This window comes from Leptothoe sp. LEGE 181152 (assembly GCF_032906605.1).
GTDB classification, from domain to species: Bacteria; Cyanobacteriota; Cyanobacteriia; order Phormidesmidales; family Phormidesmidaceae; genus Leptothoe; species Leptothoe turfae.
Genome location: NZ_JASATU010000017.1, coordinates 152,220 through 169,824, shown reverse-complemented (window position 1 = coordinate 169,824; position 17,605 = coordinate 152,220). Strand labels below are relative to the sequence as shown.

The following is a 17,605-nucleotide window of genomic DNA, read 5'->3' as shown; positions in this document are numbered from 1 at the left end:
TCTGTTAATCCCTTGCAATTACACGCTATGCATTTTTCCAGGCTGTTACGCACTATTATCCTCGGACTGATTAACCTTTTTGGGGGGCTAATTTTGGTAGGATTCGCAGCCTGGATACATTATCGAATCAATGGCCCCTATAACCCAGGTGAGATAGCGCTTGAAGATTGGTCCCTGGCACTCGCCATATATACTGTCCCGCTGCAGTTAGGGGCAGCGATAGAGGCCATAATCATTGGTCTCTGCACCCGGTTTCGGTGGATCAAGGTTAATCACGGTCGACTCGCAGTTGGAGCATTTAGCCTGATTTCGCTTTACTTCGCAATTAGCGCAATTTGGGTAGGCATGACAAGCCGCTATAGCAATCTGTTCGGGGTTTTACTGTACGAGTTCATCATCACCCTACCCCTGTGGTTGGCTTGGGGTTTATTATTTTTGCTACCCCACCGTCAACAGCGGCGAAAAAATAGTTAACCCCCCTGGCACACAGGTAAACTCAATCGGATTTGCCTCCCATAACTCCCCGTCAACAACCAGCTTCTGCGGTGGATTTGTGGTTACCGTAAGCCGCTTGGTGCGCAGACAAATCACATCTTCCCGCTCAACTTGGGATTTAACCAGGGCAGAAGTAAACAACGTGGCCATTACATTGACCCCTTGTAATCGCGTTTGGGGCAGAGGAATCGTCACTTCCAGCAACCCATCATCGGGAATCACCTCGCCAAACCCTTGGGCTGCCACAGAGGTGGCCGGGGCGGCATTGGCCACTGTCACGGCCACCGTATCAAATTCAATGGTCTCTCCATCAATTTCAATTTTTGCCTTAAATAGCTCTTGGGAAAAAAACTGCTGTGCACCAGATAGAACATAGGCCAGGGTTCCTAGCTGATTTTTTAATTCTCGGTTGGCATTGTCTACCATCTCCGCCTCAAATCCCAAACCTGCCAGCAAAATCATTGGGATATCGTTGCAGTAGGCGGCATCTACCACCCGTGTATTCCCGGCTGCAATGGCTTCACACGCTTGCTTCATGTCAGTGGGAATCCCCATGGCTACCGAAAACGCATTGGCGGTCCCTCGCGGAATCACCCCCAGGGGAATACCGGTGTCTATGGTCACACCTGCGATCGCAGATACTGTCCCATCGCCCCCGGAGGCAATGATAAATCCGGTATCATCCTCGGTTTGGTTGGCTTGGATGGTTGAGATCGCAGCTTTTGCCTGGTCAATGGGATCCACATCCGGCTGCGTAAAAATCGTATGCAAATTAACCTGGGGTGCCAAAATCTGGCGAATTAAGGCCAAATCTCGATCTGGGTTGCCCTGTCCAGCCACTGGGTTAAAAATCAAATAGGCATCTCGCCGCTTTGCAACCGCTTGAATCGCCAGCTCAGCCGTTGCCATATTGGTGGCCAGCACAACGTTGTGTAAGGTACACACCCGCAGCAACGCCCGAATATCCGGCTCATTAGGATTGACACTGACCGGATCTAGCAAAAAAAAGACCCCTGCCACTCCACCAGACACTACCCGAGCTGCAATCTGCAATTCTCCGCCCTGGGCTCCCGCAGCCATTCGCTCCACAGGTAGCCCAGTAACCGTTTCAATTAACTGTCCTGTGGTTTCAGTCGCAATCAAATGGTATCGAGCCAACACATGCCTGTAGTTGGTTGCCAGCATTACCAGGTCATTTTTCTTGGTGTCATGGGCAATCAAAGCAAGGCAGTCGGGCATGGTGTTATCTCCCTAAGCATGGTCCTAAAGCATTTCCAAAGGATAGCTATCCGCAGGGGAAGCTGACCACTCCCACATGGAGCCAGCATAATTTTTAACCTGATAGTCCAGGGTGACTAAAACCGATGCCAGCCAGCCAGAACGAATTCCCCCCGTGCAATACACAACAATTTGGCTGTCTGGTGTAATGCCCGCATCCAGCAATTTGGCATGGATATCATCCTGGGAAAGGAGTTTGCCATCCTGCCCCAAAAACTCTTTGAAGTAGAGATTAATGGCTCCGGGTACATGGCCACCCCGTTGTTCTCCATAGGGGGTCTTACCAGCAAACTCCCGCGCTTCACGGGTATCAATCACCACAAGATTGTCGTTACCTAGCTCAGCTTTTAGCTGCTCCTGCTGAATCTCCCATGTAACATTGCGCTCAACAACAAAATCTCCAGATGGCGGTGCATTGTTCGTGCCCTGTTGTACAGATACCCCCGCATCCACCAGTGCATCAAAACCACCATCCACCATGGCCACTTGAGCATGTCCCAGCGTACGTAACATCCAAACAATTCGACCATCTTCACCCCAGCCCCCCGGTGGGTTAGCAAAAACCACCACAGGCCTGTCCTTTGAAATTCCCATTTGCTGCAGCTGCTGGGTTAGCAAGGCATCCTGCTCTAGCAGTCTGCCGCGAGTGGTTACCTGCTGCGGAGAAAATTGTCGCCAGTCGACATAAACGGCTCCCTGTAGCCTGGTGAAAGCCAGTTTGCGAGTATCCAGCAGGGTAGCCCCTTGATCAATCAGCCGTTTTGCCTCCGGTGCGCTGATAATCCACCGGTTTTCTAAAGATGCTGCTAATTCTGGCGCTGTCACAGTTGCCTTGATAGTCTCAGAAAAGAGATTATTGCGCTCAAGCGGCAAATTGTTCTTTCTCCATTGAGAAATATCACCCTCTAAATGGAAGATTGAGGTAATGCCAGCGTTCCGTAGCGTTCTTTCTGCAATCTTGACCCGTATACCCCGCTCGCAATACACCACGACCGGACCACCATGGGCGATCTCGTCAATCCGATCGCCAATCTCTTGAAAATGAATGTTAATCGCTCCCGGAATGTGACCAGCCTCATACTCCTCTGCCGTACGCACATCCAAAATTAGCGGTGCAGTGCCAGCTTCGATTTGAGCAACTAACGCTTGCTGAGAAATGGGAGCAATGGTTTCAGCCATAGCCCCACAGGCTGCCAGCTGGAGACACAGACATGCGGCCCACAAAAGTTTACGCCCTTGACGATACATCGACCCCATAGTCATGCCATAGATAAAAAATATACAATCTTATGTCGAGATTAATAGACTCACCTTAAGTCCACTTAAGATGTGCTTAATCTCGAATTGAGACCAAGATTTAACACACGTCTTTTATTATCCCATTACTTATTTATTGGCTTATCTTGCTTTAAGACTGATTTGACTCAACATAGGTCTTAACTAGAGACTTTGTGTCTCGTCTTGATTTAGTTTGATGGGTAATTTAATCGTGAATTTTGCCCCTTGTCCTAGCTGTGAGTGGCATTCTAATGAGCCTTGATGGGTTTTGGTAATAATTTGATAGCTAATGGATAGGCCCATGCCGGTGCCGGTGCCGATGGCCTTGGTGGTATAAAACGGGTCGAACAGCCGTATGAGCGATGATTCAGGAATGCCAGGACCGTTGTCACTGATCTCAATCGAGATCCAATCAGGCTCCAATATGCGGGTTGCGATCGCAATCTTAGCCATCCCCTGAGGTGGCGAACAGCGCAGCACATCAATGGCGTTACTCAGAATATGCATAAACACCTGATTTAGTTGTCCGGCATAGCATTCAATGCAGGGCAATGGACCATAGTCACGCGCGATCTCAATTCCTGGCTGACCGGGTGTAGCCGTAATTTGGCTATTGAGAATTGTCAGCGTGCTATCAATGCCTTTATGGATATCTACCCATTTAACAGCCGCCTCATCCAAACGAGAAAATGATCGTAAAGACTGAACAATCGTGATAATCCGAACTGCTCCTTCTGCCATGGATTGCATCAGGTTTGGAAAATCTTTTCGCACAAATGGCAGATCAATCTCTTCGAGAGCAGATTGGATTTCAGTAGCCGGGTCAGGATAATGCTGCTGATAGCGATCCAGCAGCATAACAATATCGTTGACATAGTCACTCGCATGTTTGAGATTGCCATAGATAAAACTAACGGGATTGTTAATTTCATGGGCAATTCCAGCCACTAATTGTCCCAAACTCGACATTTTTTCGCTTTGTATCAATTGCCATTGGGTTTGTCGCAGTTCCACCAATGTCTGCTGTAAATCCTCAGCCTGCTGCCGTAGAGAAGCTTCAGACTGTTGCAATGCCTGGGTTCTTTCCACAACGCGAACCTCCAATGTTTGGCGAGCGTCTTCCAGTTCCATGGTGTATTGTCCAGCCCAGCTGACCAACTGATTTAATGCCTCTGCCAACAGCAAGACCTCGTCCTGGGTGTGAATCGAAACGTGTAGCTGAAAATCATTCGCTTGGGTAATGCGTCGTGCAGTCAGGGTGAGCTGCTCAATGGGCCGGGCAATGGCTCGGCTAGTGATCACAGCCAGGATAATGGCTAAACCGATGGAACAGACCATACTGACCAAAATGATGATCAGTCGTAATTGCTCAGACTTTTGTAGCTGCACAATGGATTGGTGGTACTGCCGATCAGCCGTTTGTTGCAATCGCGTTAAATCTTCAGACAGTTGCTCAAAGGTGGTGGACAGTTGATTGGCATCTCGACTACTAAGGGCGATCGAAATTACTTCTAAGGCAATTCGCTTATTATCAACCCCCTCTAAATCAAACCAAAGGTACTGAATAAAGCGCTCATACTCCTGCAAATTAGTCCGATAGCCACTGATCAACAGGGTTAGCTGGGTTTCAGATGCTGTATGGGGAAGTTGCTCAATTGTCTCTAGTTGGTGACGGAGCTGACGGAGTTCTGTATTAAATTGATTGGTTTCATACTGCACCCAGATCCGGCTTTCACCGGCGATCGCAAGTAACCGCTGAGGATGCATCTGAATACTCATGTTTTGAGTATTCAGCTCATTGAGCAACTGCTTTTTACGCAGTGTATTCTCAGCTTGCTTGCGAGCAGAGAAGGCTTCATAATGCCCTCCCAGCAGACCACCGGTAGTGCCCAAAACAGCTGTTCCCAAAGCCAGGGCATATCCACAACTAATCTTTTTAGAAATACTGCGATGGATACCCAGCCGTTTACTAAAGCTAGAGACTACATGGGATAACAATGCAATCATCGACCCTAGCCCTCTCAGACTTATTCAATTGCTGAGCCCTGGCCAATAGCATAATAGCTATCTCGTAGGACTTGATAATCAGCATCAGTTACCGCCACTAATTCTGATGTTTTATACTTCTGGTTGGCTTCAGATGCTAAAAGCGCTGCTATCAATGTCTCTTGATGGTCAAGCATGTGGTTTCTCAGTTCTTCTAAATACCGTGGCCCCAGACTAGGATTGGCAACAAATACATCGGGGGGCAAATGATCACTCGCAGCAATGACTTGAATGTCAGTCCCTTCCAAACCCGGTGCTTTCACATACTCGACATAACGATCATGGGAATCACTCCAGGCATCTACCTGACCAGACTGCAGCGCTTCAAAGCCTTGGCGATTAAGCATGACCACCTGATAATCTTCAGGTGGCACTCCCGCATCTAGCAACATTTTCATCGGCATAATATGCCCTGCTGTTGACCCCTCAGTTCGCATCGCAATGGTCTTGCCTTTCAAATCACTCAGTTGATCAATGCCACTATCTACTCGGGTCATCACCATGGCCGCATACTTGGGACGAGTTATGCCAATGATGGGGATAGCCCCTGCCCGCGCCCTCAGTAGCAAATACTCAGAAGGTCCCGCCATCACAAAATCCAACTCATCGGCAAGGAGTGCTGGTGCCGCCGCAGAATAGTTTTCAACTGCAAAAAAAACAACGGGTAGCTGAAGGGTCTCTTCTAAAACTTGTCGAAATGCACCAAAGTCTCGCTCTAAAGCATCAGAACCACTTAAATCTGTCACAGCGAAGTGGAGTTTATTAGGATAATCAAACTGACTATTGGTTGTTGAGTTTGTCTTAGCTAGACCACAGCCCCCTAAAAACAACAAACTATACCCCAGAAAAAAACGACGACCTACCATAGCAGCCACAAGCAAGAAGGCTAACAGTACTGCTTGACCTGCATACAGCACCGTTTGACCTTCATATTGCCCAAACTATCCTTGGACTACGCGCTTAATTCTGAACCACTCTAAACTTTTCTTAAAACGAGATTGACCCCTAAAAATAAACCTACAAGACTTGATAAACCCAAATAAACAACAAAACAAATCTTTGCCTTAAAAAAAGTTTATATTTCTTATTTTGGACTCACAGAAAACCAAGCATTCTTATTTTAAGGATTAAGAGCAGTTGGGAAACCCTCTTGATTAACCGTAATTTATAGGGAATTTATAGGGTTAAGTGAGCATATACAAGATTTCAGGCTAATTAGTATATTCTAGGGAGATTCAGCTAATTGAGCCTCCCTAGAATATACTAATTAACGTAATTTATTTGTCAGGTATGCGCTTACGAAGCTTCTTGCTTTCGTTAAGGACATAGCTGCCATTGGAGACAATTTTAGGCAGAAAAGAAAGCTTGCTGTCCCCCTAATAATATCTACGGTTAGCTTAGCCCAATGTAAACGCCAAACTCATGTATTTATCCACCAATCTGAGACATTGTGCGGCTATAGGCTCCAGTAGTGCCAGATTCTCGCATTTTGAAATTAATCTCTGGTTTATCCGCCACTAAAGCGCCGACGCGATCACGAATAGTTTCAATGGCTTCTCCACTGCGCAAGGCATCTCGTAAATTAAGTTGACCCGTTTCATTTAACAGACAAGGCCGTAGCCAACCATCCGCAGAGAGTCTCATGCGATTGCAGCGATCGCAAAAACATTCAGACATTTGGCTAATAAATCCGAGCGTCCCTTTAGCACCTGGAATCTTAAAAACATCTGCAGGGCCATTGCCACGAATGCTTGATTCTTCTAAGCCCCAGCGATTTCGGATCTGTTGGCGAATTGTCTCAGAATCAATCCATCCCCTAGTTGTGAATAGCGCGTCATTACCAATAGGCATAAACTCAATAAATCGCACATGCCAATTCCTATCCAGGGTTAATGCGGCAAGATCTAAAATCTCGTGATCGTTGACACCCGGAATCACAACAACATTAAGTTTAAGGGGGTCAAATCCTACCTGGTGGGCCATTTGAATGCCTTGCCATACCTGTTGCCAACGCATATATTTTGATGCGGTCTCTGATGTTAAATCACGAGTAGCCGGTGGGCCCACAATTTTCTCAAATGTCTCTGGCTGCAATGAATCTAAACTGATATTGATGCGTCGTAACCCTGCATCATATAAAGGTTTAGCCAACTTCTCTAGCTTAAAAGCATTAGTCGTCAGGGCCAGATCTGTTGTCTCTGGCAAATGGGAGATCTCATCCACCAGCTGGACAATTCCTGGACGTAGCAGTGGCTCTCCTCCCGTAAGCCGAAATTTTGTGAATCCTAAGGGAATAAATACCCCCTTCAGCAAGCTCAAAATTTCCCCATGACTTAGCCAAAGCTCTCGCAATACATAATTAAGGTCGGCTCCCTCCGGCATGCAGTACACACATTGAAAATTGCAACGGTCAATCAGGCTGATACGGAGATAATCAATAGGATTCATGTGGTTTTTGAACTCAAAGCCCCCATATATCAGGGGGTTGGGAGCTGAACACGTGGGGGAAAGGTTGCCTCTATCTTAGCGGCTACGATCTTATTGAGTCGTATTGCCTGACGCAGTTGCATACATCAAATTCTGAACAAGCAATTTAGAGAATGAAGCATTAATACCGTGGTTTGCTACTCTAGTTAAAATAATTTTCCATATACGTCTGGAGCGGCACACCCTCTACCCATAATCAATGGTTATTAAATGCCAGGATTTAGCTACTCGCGTTTAATAAGCAGCTCATTAGAATACGAAAATTACACCTGCTTTCCCACCCAATAGAGCTTCAGGACCTATCCGTGACTGCACAAACTCCCGCTATTACCGATAACGTATCTACCAAACCATCTGAGTTTAACCGTCAGATGCTAATTATTCTTGACTTTGGTTCCCAATATTCTGAGCTAATTGCTCGACGCATTCGCGAAACTCAAGTTTATTCAGAAGTGCTTTCCTACCGCACTTCAGCTGAGAAAATTCGTCAGCTTAATCCTAAGGGCATTATTCTGTCCGGTGGGCCTAGTTCCGTTTATGCTGACCACGCTCCCAAGTGTGATCCTGCCATTTGGGATCTGGGGATTCCTGTACTAGGTGTGTGCTACGGCATGCAGTTGATGGTGCAACAGCTGGGGGGGCAAGTAGAGACCGCCGAACGGGGTGAATATGGCAAAGCGTCCTTGCACATTGATGATCCAACCGATTTGCTAACCAATGTGGGTGACGGTTCCACTATGTGGATGAGTCACGGTGACTCGGTCACTAGGCTGCCCCAGGGGTTTGAAGTTCTAGCCCATACGGACAATACACCCAGTGCTGCGATCGCAAATCATGACCAAGGCTTTTATGGTGTGCAGTTCCATCCAGAGGTGGTTCACTCCGTTGATGGTCAGGCCTTAATTCGTAATTTTGTATATCACATCTGCCGCTGTGAGCCCACATGGACCACGGAAGCATTTGTGGAAGAGGCCATTCGTGAAGTACGTGCCAAGGTAGGCACTAAACGGGTTTTACTGGCTCTGTCCGGAGGTGTAGATTCATCCACACTGGCATTTTTACTCCATCAGGCCATTGGCGACCAGTTAACCTGCATGTTTATTGATCAGGGCTTTATGCGTAAGGGGGAGCCTGAACGTCTGGTAGAGCTATTTGATCAGCAATTTCATATCAAAGTTGAATACGTCCAAGCTCGCACACGCTTCCTAGAGAAAATCAAGGGCATTACTGACCCAGAGGAAAAGCGGAAACGCATTGGCCACGAATTTATTCGTGTTTTTGAAGAGGAATCAAAACGCCTGGGCCCCTTTGATTATCTGGCCCAGGGTACACTATATCCCGATGTAATTGAGTCTGCAGACACTAACGTTGATCCCAAAACCGGTGAACGGGTAGCGGTCAAAATCAAGAGCCACCACAATGTGGGTGGTCTACCTAAGGATTTGCAATTTAAGCTAATCGAACCCCTGCGCAAGCTCTTCAAAGACGAGGTGCGTAATGTGGGTCGCTCCGTTGGCCTTCCCAATGAAATTGTACGTCGTCAGCCCTTCCCCGGCCCAGGTTTAGCCATTCGTATCCTGGGTGAAGTGACCGCGGAACGGCTCAATATTCTGCGGGATGCTGACTATATCGTGCGGGAAGAAATCCGTAATCGAGGACTGTATCACGACTTTTGGCAGGCGTTTGCGGTATTGCTACCGGTTCGTAGCGTTGGCGTCATGGGCGATCAGCGCACCTATGCACACCCTATTGTGTTGCGTCTTGTTAGCAGTGAAGATGGCATGACGGCTGACTGGTCTCGGCCTTCCTACAATTTGCTAGAGGTTATTTCCAACCGCATCGTCAATGAAGTGGACGGAGTTAACCGAGTGGTTTACGACATCACCTCCAAGCCCCCTGGCACCATCGAGTGGGAATAAGCTGCGCTTGAGCCGCAGGCTCTTTTCAAAACCCCGGGTGCTAGCAACCGGGGTTTTGGGTTTTTGCAGCTAAGCCGTCGCCGTCCCTTTAGGGCGTGCAAAAATCATGCGTCCCGCTGACGTTTGTAGAGCGCCAGTCACCACCACCAAAACATTATTGCCGATGTAGCCTTTCCCTGACTCCACAACCACCATGGTGCCATCATTCAAATAGCCCACACCTTGGAAATCTTCCTTTCCTTCCTTAAGAATTTTGATCTCGATATCGTCTCCGGGTAAATACGCCGGGCGAATTGCCTTAGCCAGGTCATTAATATTCAAAATGCCTACCTGCTGCACCCGTGCTACTTTGCTGAGGTTGTAGTCATTGGTAATGAGCATGGCATTCATTTCCTGGGCCAGTTTAACGAGCTTAGCGTCTACAGTTGTGATGTCTGAATAATCGGCAGGATCAACAACAACCCGGTCGGGATAAGCCGCCCGCAGACGATTCAGAATATCCAATCCCCGTCTACCCCGGGCTCGTTTTTGGTCGTTGGCAGCATCGGCAACGGCCTGTAGTTCCTGTAAAACAAATTGAGGAACAACGATCCGGCCCTCTAAAAAGCTGGTTTCTAGCAGCCCTTCAATGCGACCATCAATGATGCAGCTAGTATCCAAAATCTTTGAGGTAGCTGGTTTAAGCGTGCCTTCTGCAATCAGCATGCTCTCTACGCTGGAAGGATTGACTAAACGCAGCAATGCCCGTCCTTGAGTGTCAGCCAGATTCATCCCCGAGACTGAAAATATAATGCTGTTCATGACAGCTGCCAAGGGTTTGATGAAGTTAAACTCGCTGGGGATCGGCAACAAGAACACGGGGGCCAAAATCAAGTTGGCAATGAGTAGACCCAAAATTAAGCCAATGGCCCGAGCAAAAATGCGGTCGGGGGGCAGGGTGCGGATTTGTTTCTCGAACCGCCGATAGCTGGTCTGGGCAACAATTCCTAGGCCAGTACCAATCAGGCCTCCAAACCCGGCCATGACGGTACCGAGACCCTCAATGTTGTTAACTTGTCCTAAAACCTGAGGCGGTAGCAGGTCAACACTGTAAAAACCAACACCTGCCCCTGCAAAAATGAATGAAATTATGATTAATGCGTCTAGCATTCGAATGATGTCGCCCTTAGGGTATATCTATTGATGTGATGATGGTGAAGCATACACCATCCCTGGGAAGGCTCAAACAACGACATTATAATCACTGATGTTCCCCACGATTGGGTTCCTCCCTGAATGCTTTTATGTTCTCCAGTGGCCCCATGCCCTTATCGGCCCCCACATCGGCCTACGTTCATATTCCGTTTTGTCGGCGTCGCTGCTTTTACTGTGACTTTCCCATTTCGGTCATTGGTAACCGAAAACGCGGAGAAACATCTAGCACCATTAGCACCTATGTCGATTGGCTATGCCAGGAGATCAAGGCTACACCCGTTTTGGGGCCTGCGCTGAAGACGGTTTTCTTTGGCGGTGGGACGCCATCGTTGCTATCTGTCGCTCAGCTTGAGCAGATTTTGCAGACTCTTGATCAGCAATTTGGCATAGCGACCGATGCAGAAACGTCCATGGAAATGGATCCGGGCACCTTTGATTTGTCCCATGTACAAGGCTACTGTGCCCGAGGTGTGAATCGCATTAGCCTCGGAGTGCAGGCATTTGACGATGGCTTGTTGGAGCGATGTGGGCGATTCCATCGCCTGGTGGATGTGCATCGAGCCGTGGATGATATGCATCAAAGTCAGGTGCCAAGTTGGAGCTTAGATCTAATTTCAGGATTGCCTTATCAAACTTTGGAGCAGTGGCAGGAGGCAGTGGAGAGGGCGATCGCAATCCGTCCCCATCACATCTCCATCTACGATCTCACCATCGAACCCCAAACCCCCTTTGGTAAGCAGTATCAGGCAGGGGAGCAACCGCTACCGACCGAAGCAGCCACCGTTGACATGTACCGGCTAGGGCAGCAGATTCTGACCAACGGGGGCTATGGGCACTACGAAATTTCTAACTATGCCAAACCGGGGCATCAATGCCGCCATAATCGCACCTACTGGGAAAATCGCCCCTTCTATGGCTTTGGTATGGGAGCCACTAGCTACACCCAGGGACAGCGTTTTGCCCGCCCCCGCACCCAAAAGACTTACCGACAGTGGCTTAACAATTATCAACAAGCCGGTGGCATTCTAGATGAACCCTCATTACCGGTCACTGAACAACTGACCGATAGTTTGATGGTAGGGTTGCGCCTGGCAGAAGGTATCGATATTAGCGCTTTTATCAACGCATTTGGTGCGGCCTTTATCGGCATGTTGAATAGTCGCTTGCACCCTTATGTAACGTCAGGTCAAGCCATATTTGAAAACAACCGCCTTCGCCTCAGCGATCCCGATGGCTTTCTCATATCGAATACGGTGCTAGCAGATCTCTTTCATGGGATTGAACAACTCACCGAAAAGTAGCGATCCCTCTTGTGGAGACGTTCCATGGAACGTCTCCACAAGAGGGATCGCCATCTAGAAAGACCTTGCCTATTTCCAAAAAACTTAAACGTTTTGTAACATTGGCAACCATATCTGCGAGCCATAATTTGCCAAAGAAAGGATTTGTCCCCTTGCAGTGATGCAGTACGATGAGTCCTTGTGAAAAAAAATCCTCCCTGCTATGCCGAAGGTACTTGTCTCCGACCCGATTGACCAAGCTGGTCTCGATATTTTGGCCCAGGTGGCCCAAGTTGATGTGAAAACCAAGCTTCCGCCTGAGGAGCTTGTTCAGATAATCTCCAACTACGATGCTTTGATGATTCGCTCGGGCACTAAGGTTACCAGCGAGGTGATTGAGGCGGCAAGTCAGCTCAAAATTATCGGTCGGGCTGGTGTGGGTGTCGATAATATCGATGTAGCTGCCGCCACCCGTCGCGGCATTGTGGTGGTCAATTCCCCCGAGGGCAACACCATTGCCGCAGCAGAACATGCCCTAGCGATGATGCTGTCGTTATCGCGCAACATTCCTGAAGCCGATAAATCAGTCAAAGAGTCTGCTTGGAATCGTAAACAGTTTACCGGCGTAGAAGTTTACAAAAAGATTCTCGGCGTGGTCGGTCTCGGTAAAATTGGCTCCCATGTGGCTACGGTTGCCCGCTCAATGGGAATGACTATTCTGGCCTACGATCCTTTCATTTCTAAGGAGCGGGCGGCTGAATTAAACTGTAGCTTAGTGGATTTAGACCTCCTTTTCCAAGAGGCCGACTACATTACTCTACACATTCCCAAAACTAAGGAAACTGCCCACTTGATCAACGCTGAAGCGCTGGCCAAGATGAAACCAACTACCCGTATTATTAACTGTGCTCGCGGCGGCATCATTGACGAGGCCGCTTTGTATGACGCCCTGAAAAATGGCGTCATTGCCGGTGCCGCTCTCGATGTTTACGAGGCGGAACCCTTAGGAGAGAGCGCTCTGCGAGAGCTTGGCAAATCTGTTGTTCTCACTCCCCACTTGGGCGCTTCCACCACCGAAGCCCAAATTAATGTGGCGGTGGATGTGGCTGAACAGATTCGCGATGTGTTGTTGGGACTCCCTGCCCGGTCGGCTGTGAACATCCCTGGCCTCCGCCCCGATGTACTAGAAAAACTGCGCCCCTATCTACAGTTGGCTGAAACCTTAGGTAACTTGGTAGGTCAGTTAGCCGGTGGACGTGTGGAGCAAGTGCAAATTCGTCTCCAGGGTGAGCTGGCAAATCAAGATAGTAAGCCCATCGTCATCGCCACTCTCAAAGGCCTATTAACAAATGCTTTGAGAGAACGGGTGAACTATGTTAATGCCTCCATTGAAGCTAAGGAACGGGGCATTAAAGTGATTGAGACTCGTGATGCGAGTATCAAGGACTTCACGGGGTCCCTTTATGTCTCTGCCCAGGGGTCCCTGGGTGAGCATTCAGTAACGGGCGTTATTCTCGGTGGCAGTGAAGTACGTATTACTGACATCAATCAGTTTCCCATCAACGTGCCTCCCACCAAGTACATGTTATTCACCCTGCACCGCGATATGCCAGGCATTATTGGCAAAATCGGGTCTTTACTAGGGAGTTTTAACGTCAATATTGCCAGCATGCAGGTGGGACGCCAGATTGTGCGCGGTGATGCCGTTATGGTGTTGAGCATTGACGATCCGCTACCCGACGGGATTCTCGAAGAGATCACAAAAGTGCCTGGCATTCGCGATGCGTATACCGTCGCCCTATAAAATGGGTTAACCATGACTGTGTTAAGGACACTCCAAGTGCTTAACACAGTTATTGCTGATTTCTATAACCCTTACGAAAGCCTTGGCAAACACTTGGTGGGAAATACAAGTTACCTGCTCCCCACTGCTTGAGGATACGATCTTCTGGCGGTTTGAAGATTGGCATGGGCGCGGCACCGCCAGCGAGCGCTGGGGGCAACAAAGCCGAGTGAAAGCCTATTTTCCACAAGAGCAGTTTTGTAATGTTGATTTGGCCGCCCTAGCCTTGCGGTTTCAGCAAGACGCTCTATGTTTGGGTATCAACGAACTACCCGATGTCACCTGGCATCTGATTGAAGATGAGGATTGGTCCAAAAGCTGGAAAAAATATTGGCACCCTCAACCGATTGGTGATCGGCTATTGATTAATCCGGCTTGGATGGATCCCCCTACTGACTCGTCGCGTTTAGTGCTCAAGCTGGACCCAGGAACCGCCTTTGGCACTGGTACCCATCCAACCACCCAGCTGTGCCTGGAAGCGCTGGAGATGCGTTTGAGCGACGCTCAACCAGTGACCCTGGCAGATATTGGCTGTGGGTCTGGCATTCTATCCATTGGCGCAATTCTGCTTGGTGCTCAACAGGTTTATGCTGTTGACACAGACCCCCTCGCTGTTAAGGCAACGGGTGAAAATCGGGCTCTCAACAGTATGGATGCGAGTCGCATTCAGGTTACCCAAGGGAGTATCGACAGCCTCAAGGTGAGTGAACCCGTCGACGGCATCTTGTGCAACATTTTGGCCGAGATCATCGTTGAGCTGATTCCGCATTTTAATGCCATTGCCAAAGAGTCCACCTGGGGGATTTTGAGCGGTGTTTTGTTGGAACAATCGAAGTGGGTGGCCGATACCCTCGAAGCGCATAATTGGACGGTAGCTACGCTCTGGCGACGTGAAGATTGGTGCTGTTTGAATATTCGGCGTCCTTAAAGAATGGAGTAATGATTATGGATAACGGGTTGTATGTGTTGAAAATTGCGATCGCATCCGCCCTACTCAGTGTCTTAATTAAATGGATAGGGCCAATGATCGCGCCTCCCGAATCCATTGCACTCATTCTTGTCTTACTTCCAACAGCTATTCTAGGCGGCTGGCTTCTGAGTCGTTGGAGCCGATAACGTCTGCCATGGCCACCATCCGCACCATCCCTGAAATTAATCAAAAAATCAACGACGGCAGCGTCACCGTATGGACCGTCGAAGAAACTAAAGTCAACGTGGCAGAACTCGGCCTAGAGGCGGCCACTAAAGCGGTGGATGTAGTCACCACCGGCACCTTTGAACCCATGGAGTCCTCCGGGGCGATTATTAATCTCGGCCATACCGATCCCCCCATTAACATCCGAGAATGTTATCTGGATGGGGTACAGGCCTATGCCGGTTTTGGTGCAGTTGATCTCTATCTTGGGGCTAGCCAAGCCGTTAGTAATAATCGTTGGGGAGATACAGCAGAAAATAACGATATCACGAGCGAACGGGGTGGAGGCCACGTCATTTCTACCTTGATTGCCGGCAAATCGGTCAATCTCCGAGCCATCGGTCAAGTCAGCGACTGTTATCCCCGCTCCACCCTAGATATCTCCATTACCCGAGATACGATCAATCAATTTTATCTGTTCAATCCCCGTAACCTTTACCAAAACTTTATTGTCGGGGTTAACAGCAGTGACCGCCCTCTACTCACCTACCTGGGTCCACTACAGCCATTTCTCGGGAATGCTGTCTATGCCAATGCCGGGGCACTTTCACCCATGCTGAACGATCCTCAAATGCAGACGATTGGCATTGGCAGTCGGTTATTTGTGGGAGGAGCCCCCGGCTACATAGCTTGGGAAGGGACTCAACACTTCCCTCTACAAAAACGATTACCTAACGGTACGCCCGTTGGCCCCTCTGCCACCGTTGCCCTGATCGGAGATGCGAAACAAATGCAACCTGAATGGGTTCGTGGTTGCTACTTTACTGGCTATGGACCGTCCCTGATGCTGGGTGTAGGTGTCCCCATACCCGTTTTAGATGAAGCTGTTTTACAGAAATGTGCCGTTGAAGATAAAGATATCCTGGCCCCAGTGATTGATTTTTCAATTCCCCGCCGGGTCCGGCCCAGTTTCGGCTTGGTCAGCTATCAGCAACTTAAATCAGGTCGTCTTACCATCAACGGGAGCCGTGTGAGAACAGCTCCCCTATCCAGCCTTTATCTTGGGCGCAAGGTTGCGACCACCCTAAAAGACTGGATTATTCAAGGTAAGTTTCAACTCAGTGAGCCGGTTGCTCCCCTACCGAGACAAACAGCCTTTCTGCCCCAGAATAACTGAGGCCAACATTGCATCGCTAGGGCATAGTTGGGGGATACAGCTGGGAAGATGCAGCCGCTTTAACCCTCTGAGCGCTCGGCGGCATCAGCCACCTCATTGCTGTTGCCCACTTTGACCACCTTAGGTGCATCTGCATTGGATTTTTCCACCCTGGCAGTATCATCCTTAACCAGATTAGGTTTAGGACTAGGACGTCCTCCACGCTTTGATGATGGAGGCCGCCGCTTACTACCGCCACCGCCACCCATTGGCTTTTTCTTAGAACGCTTTTTCGGGGGGACAGCGCCGACATAGCTACCATCAGTTAAGATCAACTGGTTTCCCTGCCGCTGCACATGCATATCCCAAAAGTAGCCAATGGTTTTAACACTAATGTTGCCATTGATCACTAGCTTAAAGGGACGTTTGGGCTGTTTTCCAGTGCGCATCTTTTGCACGATACTAACGGTGATCTCCTCTTTCCGCTCATCGAATTTGATGACCTCACCGCGAATAGAAAAGTAATCGGGCTGCACTGCATCAGCGGGTGTTTCGAGCACGTCATCCTCTTCATCGCCCAAGGTCTCTGGCTCCCATACACCGACGATTTGTACGGCAATACCAATATCATCTTGGAAAATAGTGCGTGGATAAACCACCCAGAGGTGATCTTTTTCTAAATCTAGATGCTTTTTAACCAAGCTGGTTGTGCGTCCTAAGAGCACAGCACAGGTTGTGGTGCCATCGTGGTTAACAATGTTACCCCGGTTAAACGTTTCTTCTGAGGGCTCATAGCGTCCTTTTAACAGCCCAATCGCTCTGTACTGCATGGGCTCACTAGGCGGTGCAATCGGCTGCAACCTGGGTTGAGGCGTTTCTGGCTCAGTAGGCGTATCGTCTACTGGTGGCTCAGCTACTGATGACTCAGTAGGCTCACTCTCCGTAGGCTTGGGGCCTGGCTCGGACACGATTGGCGTTGGCTCAAGGGCATCTGCTTTCTTTAAGGCAACTGCTTCAATCGTGGGTTTTTTAGGAGACTCTTCAACGGGGGCAACAGGCTTAGCTGGTCGTCTAGGTGGCTTCTTAAGAGCAGGACTATTAGAGTTAGCAGCTGCGCTAGCATCCGAATTGTGATCGGATGAAGTATTGGACATTTCAGGGGGGCGACTGTCTGCAGAACTCATTAATCTCGAAACCTCCTCAATCAGGAAAATCGGCTTACTTAACAATTTGAACAATAGTTTAGGGGGTAGCTATAAGTCGCTACAGATTTAGATATCTAACTAACATCTGACTAATTACTTATATCTGGTTTGTATCTGTATCTATCTAGAAATCATAAAAATAAAATTGACATTGAATTGCCGTTTGGTTGAACCTAACAGTTTTTAGATAAATAAACCAAGTCTATCTAGAAAAAAATAGTTGGAATCGTGACTTAAACAATTAAGTTCATGGTCGCTTTTACGTTACCATTCACAGATTTTGACAGAT

General features: G+C 48.6%; 14 protein-coding genes. 7 read left to right on the top strand and 7 right to left on the bottom strand.

Features of this window, described 5'->3' with window-relative positions; genetic code table 11:
- The first annotated feature begins 27 nt into the window (after positions 1 to 27).
- The gene (locus tag QGP82_RS09045; protein ID WP_163664103.1) at positions 28 to 474 is read left to right on the top strand and encodes a hypothetical protein; all 447 of its coding nucleotides are present in this window, start codon (positions 28 to 30) and stop codon (positions 472 to 474) included.
- Here QGP82_RS09045 and QGP82_RS09040 read toward each other — a convergent pair.
- From QGP82_RS09040 to moaA, 5 genes are all read right to left on the bottom strand, one after another.
- Positions 439 to 1,734, bottom strand: a complete 1,296-nt coding sequence (locus QGP82_RS09040; RefSeq protein ID WP_499058497.1) for a methylglyoxal synthase — start codon at positions 1,732 to 1,734, stop codon at positions 439 to 441. The two genes, QGP82_RS09045 and QGP82_RS09040, sit on opposite strands and share 36 nt — an antisense overlap.
- Before the next feature lie 24 nt (positions 1,735 to 1,758).
- Positions 1,759 to 3,030 (bottom strand): rhodanese-like domain-containing protein, encoded by a 1,272-nt coding sequence (locus QGP82_RS09035; RefSeq protein WP_499058495.1) that lies wholly within the window; start codon positions 3,028 to 3,030, stop codon positions 1,759 to 1,761.
- A 183-nt stretch (positions 3,031 to 3,213) separates the two neighbouring features.
- The gene (locus QGP82_RS09030) at positions 3,214 to 5,058 is read right to left on the bottom strand and encodes a sensor histidine kinase (protein WP_499058493.1); all 1,845 of its coding nucleotides are present in this window, start codon (positions 5,056 to 5,058) and stop codon (positions 3,214 to 3,216) included.
- Positions 5,059 to 5,078: 20 nt separating this feature from the next.
- The gene (locus QGP82_RS09025; protein ID WP_163697295.1) at positions 5,079 to 6,014 is read right to left on the bottom strand and encodes a PhnD/SsuA/transferrin family substrate-binding protein; all 936 of its coding nucleotides are present in this window, start codon (positions 6,012 to 6,014) and stop codon (positions 5,079 to 5,081) included.
- A gap of 511 nt (positions 6,015 to 6,525) precedes the next feature.
- Positions 6,526 to 7,545 carry a GTP 3',8-cyclase MoaA gene (gene moaA / locus QGP82_RS09020; RefSeq protein ID WP_163697297.1) on the bottom strand — a complete coding sequence of 340 codons (1,020 nt, stop codon included), beginning with the start codon at positions 7,543 to 7,545 and terminating at the stop codon, positions 6,526 to 6,528.
- 410 nt (positions 7,546 to 7,955) lie between these two features.
- Here moaA and guaA point away from each other — a divergent pair, with 410 nt between their 5' ends.
- Positions 7,956 to 9,503, top strand: a complete 1,548-nt coding sequence (gene guaA, locus QGP82_RS09015; protein WP_499059254.1) for a glutamine-hydrolyzing GMP synthase — start codon at positions 7,956 to 7,958, stop codon at positions 9,501 to 9,503.
- Between the two features lie 69 nt (positions 9,504 to 9,572).
- On the opposite strand, the gene QGP82_RS09010 is transcribed toward guaA, so the two are convergent.
- On the bottom strand, positions 9,573 to 10,652 hold the full coding sequence (locus QGP82_RS09010) for a PIN/TRAM domain-containing protein (protein ID WP_163664116.1): 1,080 nt from the start codon (positions 10,650 to 10,652) through the stop codon (positions 9,573 to 9,575).
- Between the two features lie 152 nt (positions 10,653 to 10,804).
- Here QGP82_RS09010 and hemW point away from each other — a divergent pair, with 152 nt between their 5' ends.
- From hemW to QGP82_RS08985, 5 genes are all read left to right on the top strand, one after another.
- On the top strand, positions 10,805 to 11,998 hold the full coding sequence (gene hemW, locus QGP82_RS09005; protein WP_163664118.1) for a radical SAM family heme chaperone HemW: 1,194 nt from the start codon (positions 10,805 to 10,807) through the stop codon (positions 11,996 to 11,998).
- A gap of 202 nt (positions 11,999 to 12,200) precedes the next feature.
- Positions 12,201 to 13,781, top strand: a complete 1,581-nt coding sequence (serA, locus tag QGP82_RS09000) for a phosphoglycerate dehydrogenase (RefSeq protein ID WP_163697299.1) — start codon at positions 12,201 to 12,203, stop codon at positions 13,779 to 13,781.
- Positions 13,782 to 13,863: 82 nt separating this feature from the next.
- Positions 13,864 to 14,748 carry a 50S ribosomal protein L11 methyltransferase gene (prmA, locus tag QGP82_RS08995; RefSeq protein WP_163664122.1) on the top strand — a complete coding sequence of 295 codons (885 nt, stop codon included), beginning with the start codon at positions 13,864 to 13,866 and terminating at the stop codon, positions 14,746 to 14,748.
- Between the two features lie 17 nt (positions 14,749 to 14,765).
- Positions 14,766 to 14,936, top strand: a complete 171-nt coding sequence (locus tag QGP82_RS08990; protein ID WP_499058490.1) for a hypothetical protein — start codon at positions 14,766 to 14,768, stop codon at positions 14,934 to 14,936.
- A 17-nt stretch (positions 14,937 to 14,953) separates the two neighbouring features.
- Complete coding sequence (locus tag QGP82_RS08985) at positions 14,954 to 16,132, top strand: homocysteine biosynthesis protein (RefSeq protein ID WP_163671641.1); 1,179 nt, start codon at positions 14,954 to 14,956, stop codon at positions 16,130 to 16,132.
- A gap of 59 nt (positions 16,133 to 16,191) precedes the next feature.
- On the opposite strand, the gene patR is transcribed toward QGP82_RS08985, so the two are convergent.
- Positions 16,192 to 17,295 carry a heterocyst master regulator PatR gene (gene patR, locus QGP82_RS08980; protein WP_163664126.1) on the bottom strand — a complete coding sequence of 368 codons (1,104 nt, stop codon included), beginning with the start codon at positions 17,293 to 17,295 and terminating at the stop codon, positions 16,192 to 16,194.
- Positions 17,296 to 17,605 lie beyond the last annotated feature (310 nt).

Coding starts and splice junctions, on each gene's coding strand:
- QGP82_RS09045 (WP_163664103.1), top strand. CDS start 28: ATGCATTTTTCCAGGCTGTTACGCACTATTATCCTCGGACTGATTAAC.
- QGP82_RS09040 (WP_499058497.1), bottom strand. CDS start 1,734: ATGCCCGACTGCCTTGCTTTGATTGCCCATGACACCAAGAAAAATGAC.
- QGP82_RS09035 (WP_499058495.1), bottom strand. CDS start 3,030: ATGGGGTCGATGTATCGTCAAGGGCGTAAACTTTTGTGGGCCGCATGT.
- QGP82_RS09030 (WP_499058493.1), bottom strand. CDS start 5,058: ATGATTGCATTGTTATCCCATGTAGTCTCTAGCTTTAGTAAACGGCTG.
- moaA (WP_163697297.1), bottom strand. CDS start 7,545: ATGAATCCTATTGATTATCTCCGTATCAGCCTGATTGACCGTTGCAAT.
- guaA (WP_499059254.1), top strand. CDS start 7,956: ATGCTAATTATTCTTGACTTTGGTTCCCAATATTCTGAGCTAATTGCT.
- QGP82_RS09010 (WP_163664116.1), bottom strand. CDS start 10,652: ATGCTAGACGCATTAATCATAATTTCATTCATTTTTGCAGGGGCAGGT.
- hemW (WP_163664118.1), top strand. CDS start 10,805: ATGCCCTTATCGGCCCCCACATCGGCCTACGTTCATATTCCGTTTTGT.
- serA (WP_163697299.1), top strand. CDS start 12,201: ATGCCGAAGGTACTTGTCTCCGACCCGATTGACCAAGCTGGTCTCGAT.
- QGP82_RS08990 (WP_499058490.1), top strand. CDS start 14,766: ATGGATAACGGGTTGTATGTGTTGAAAATTGCGATCGCATCCGCCCTA.
- patR (WP_163664126.1), bottom strand. CDS start 17,295: ATGAGTTCTGCAGACAGTCGCCCCCCTGAAATGTCCAATACTTCATCC.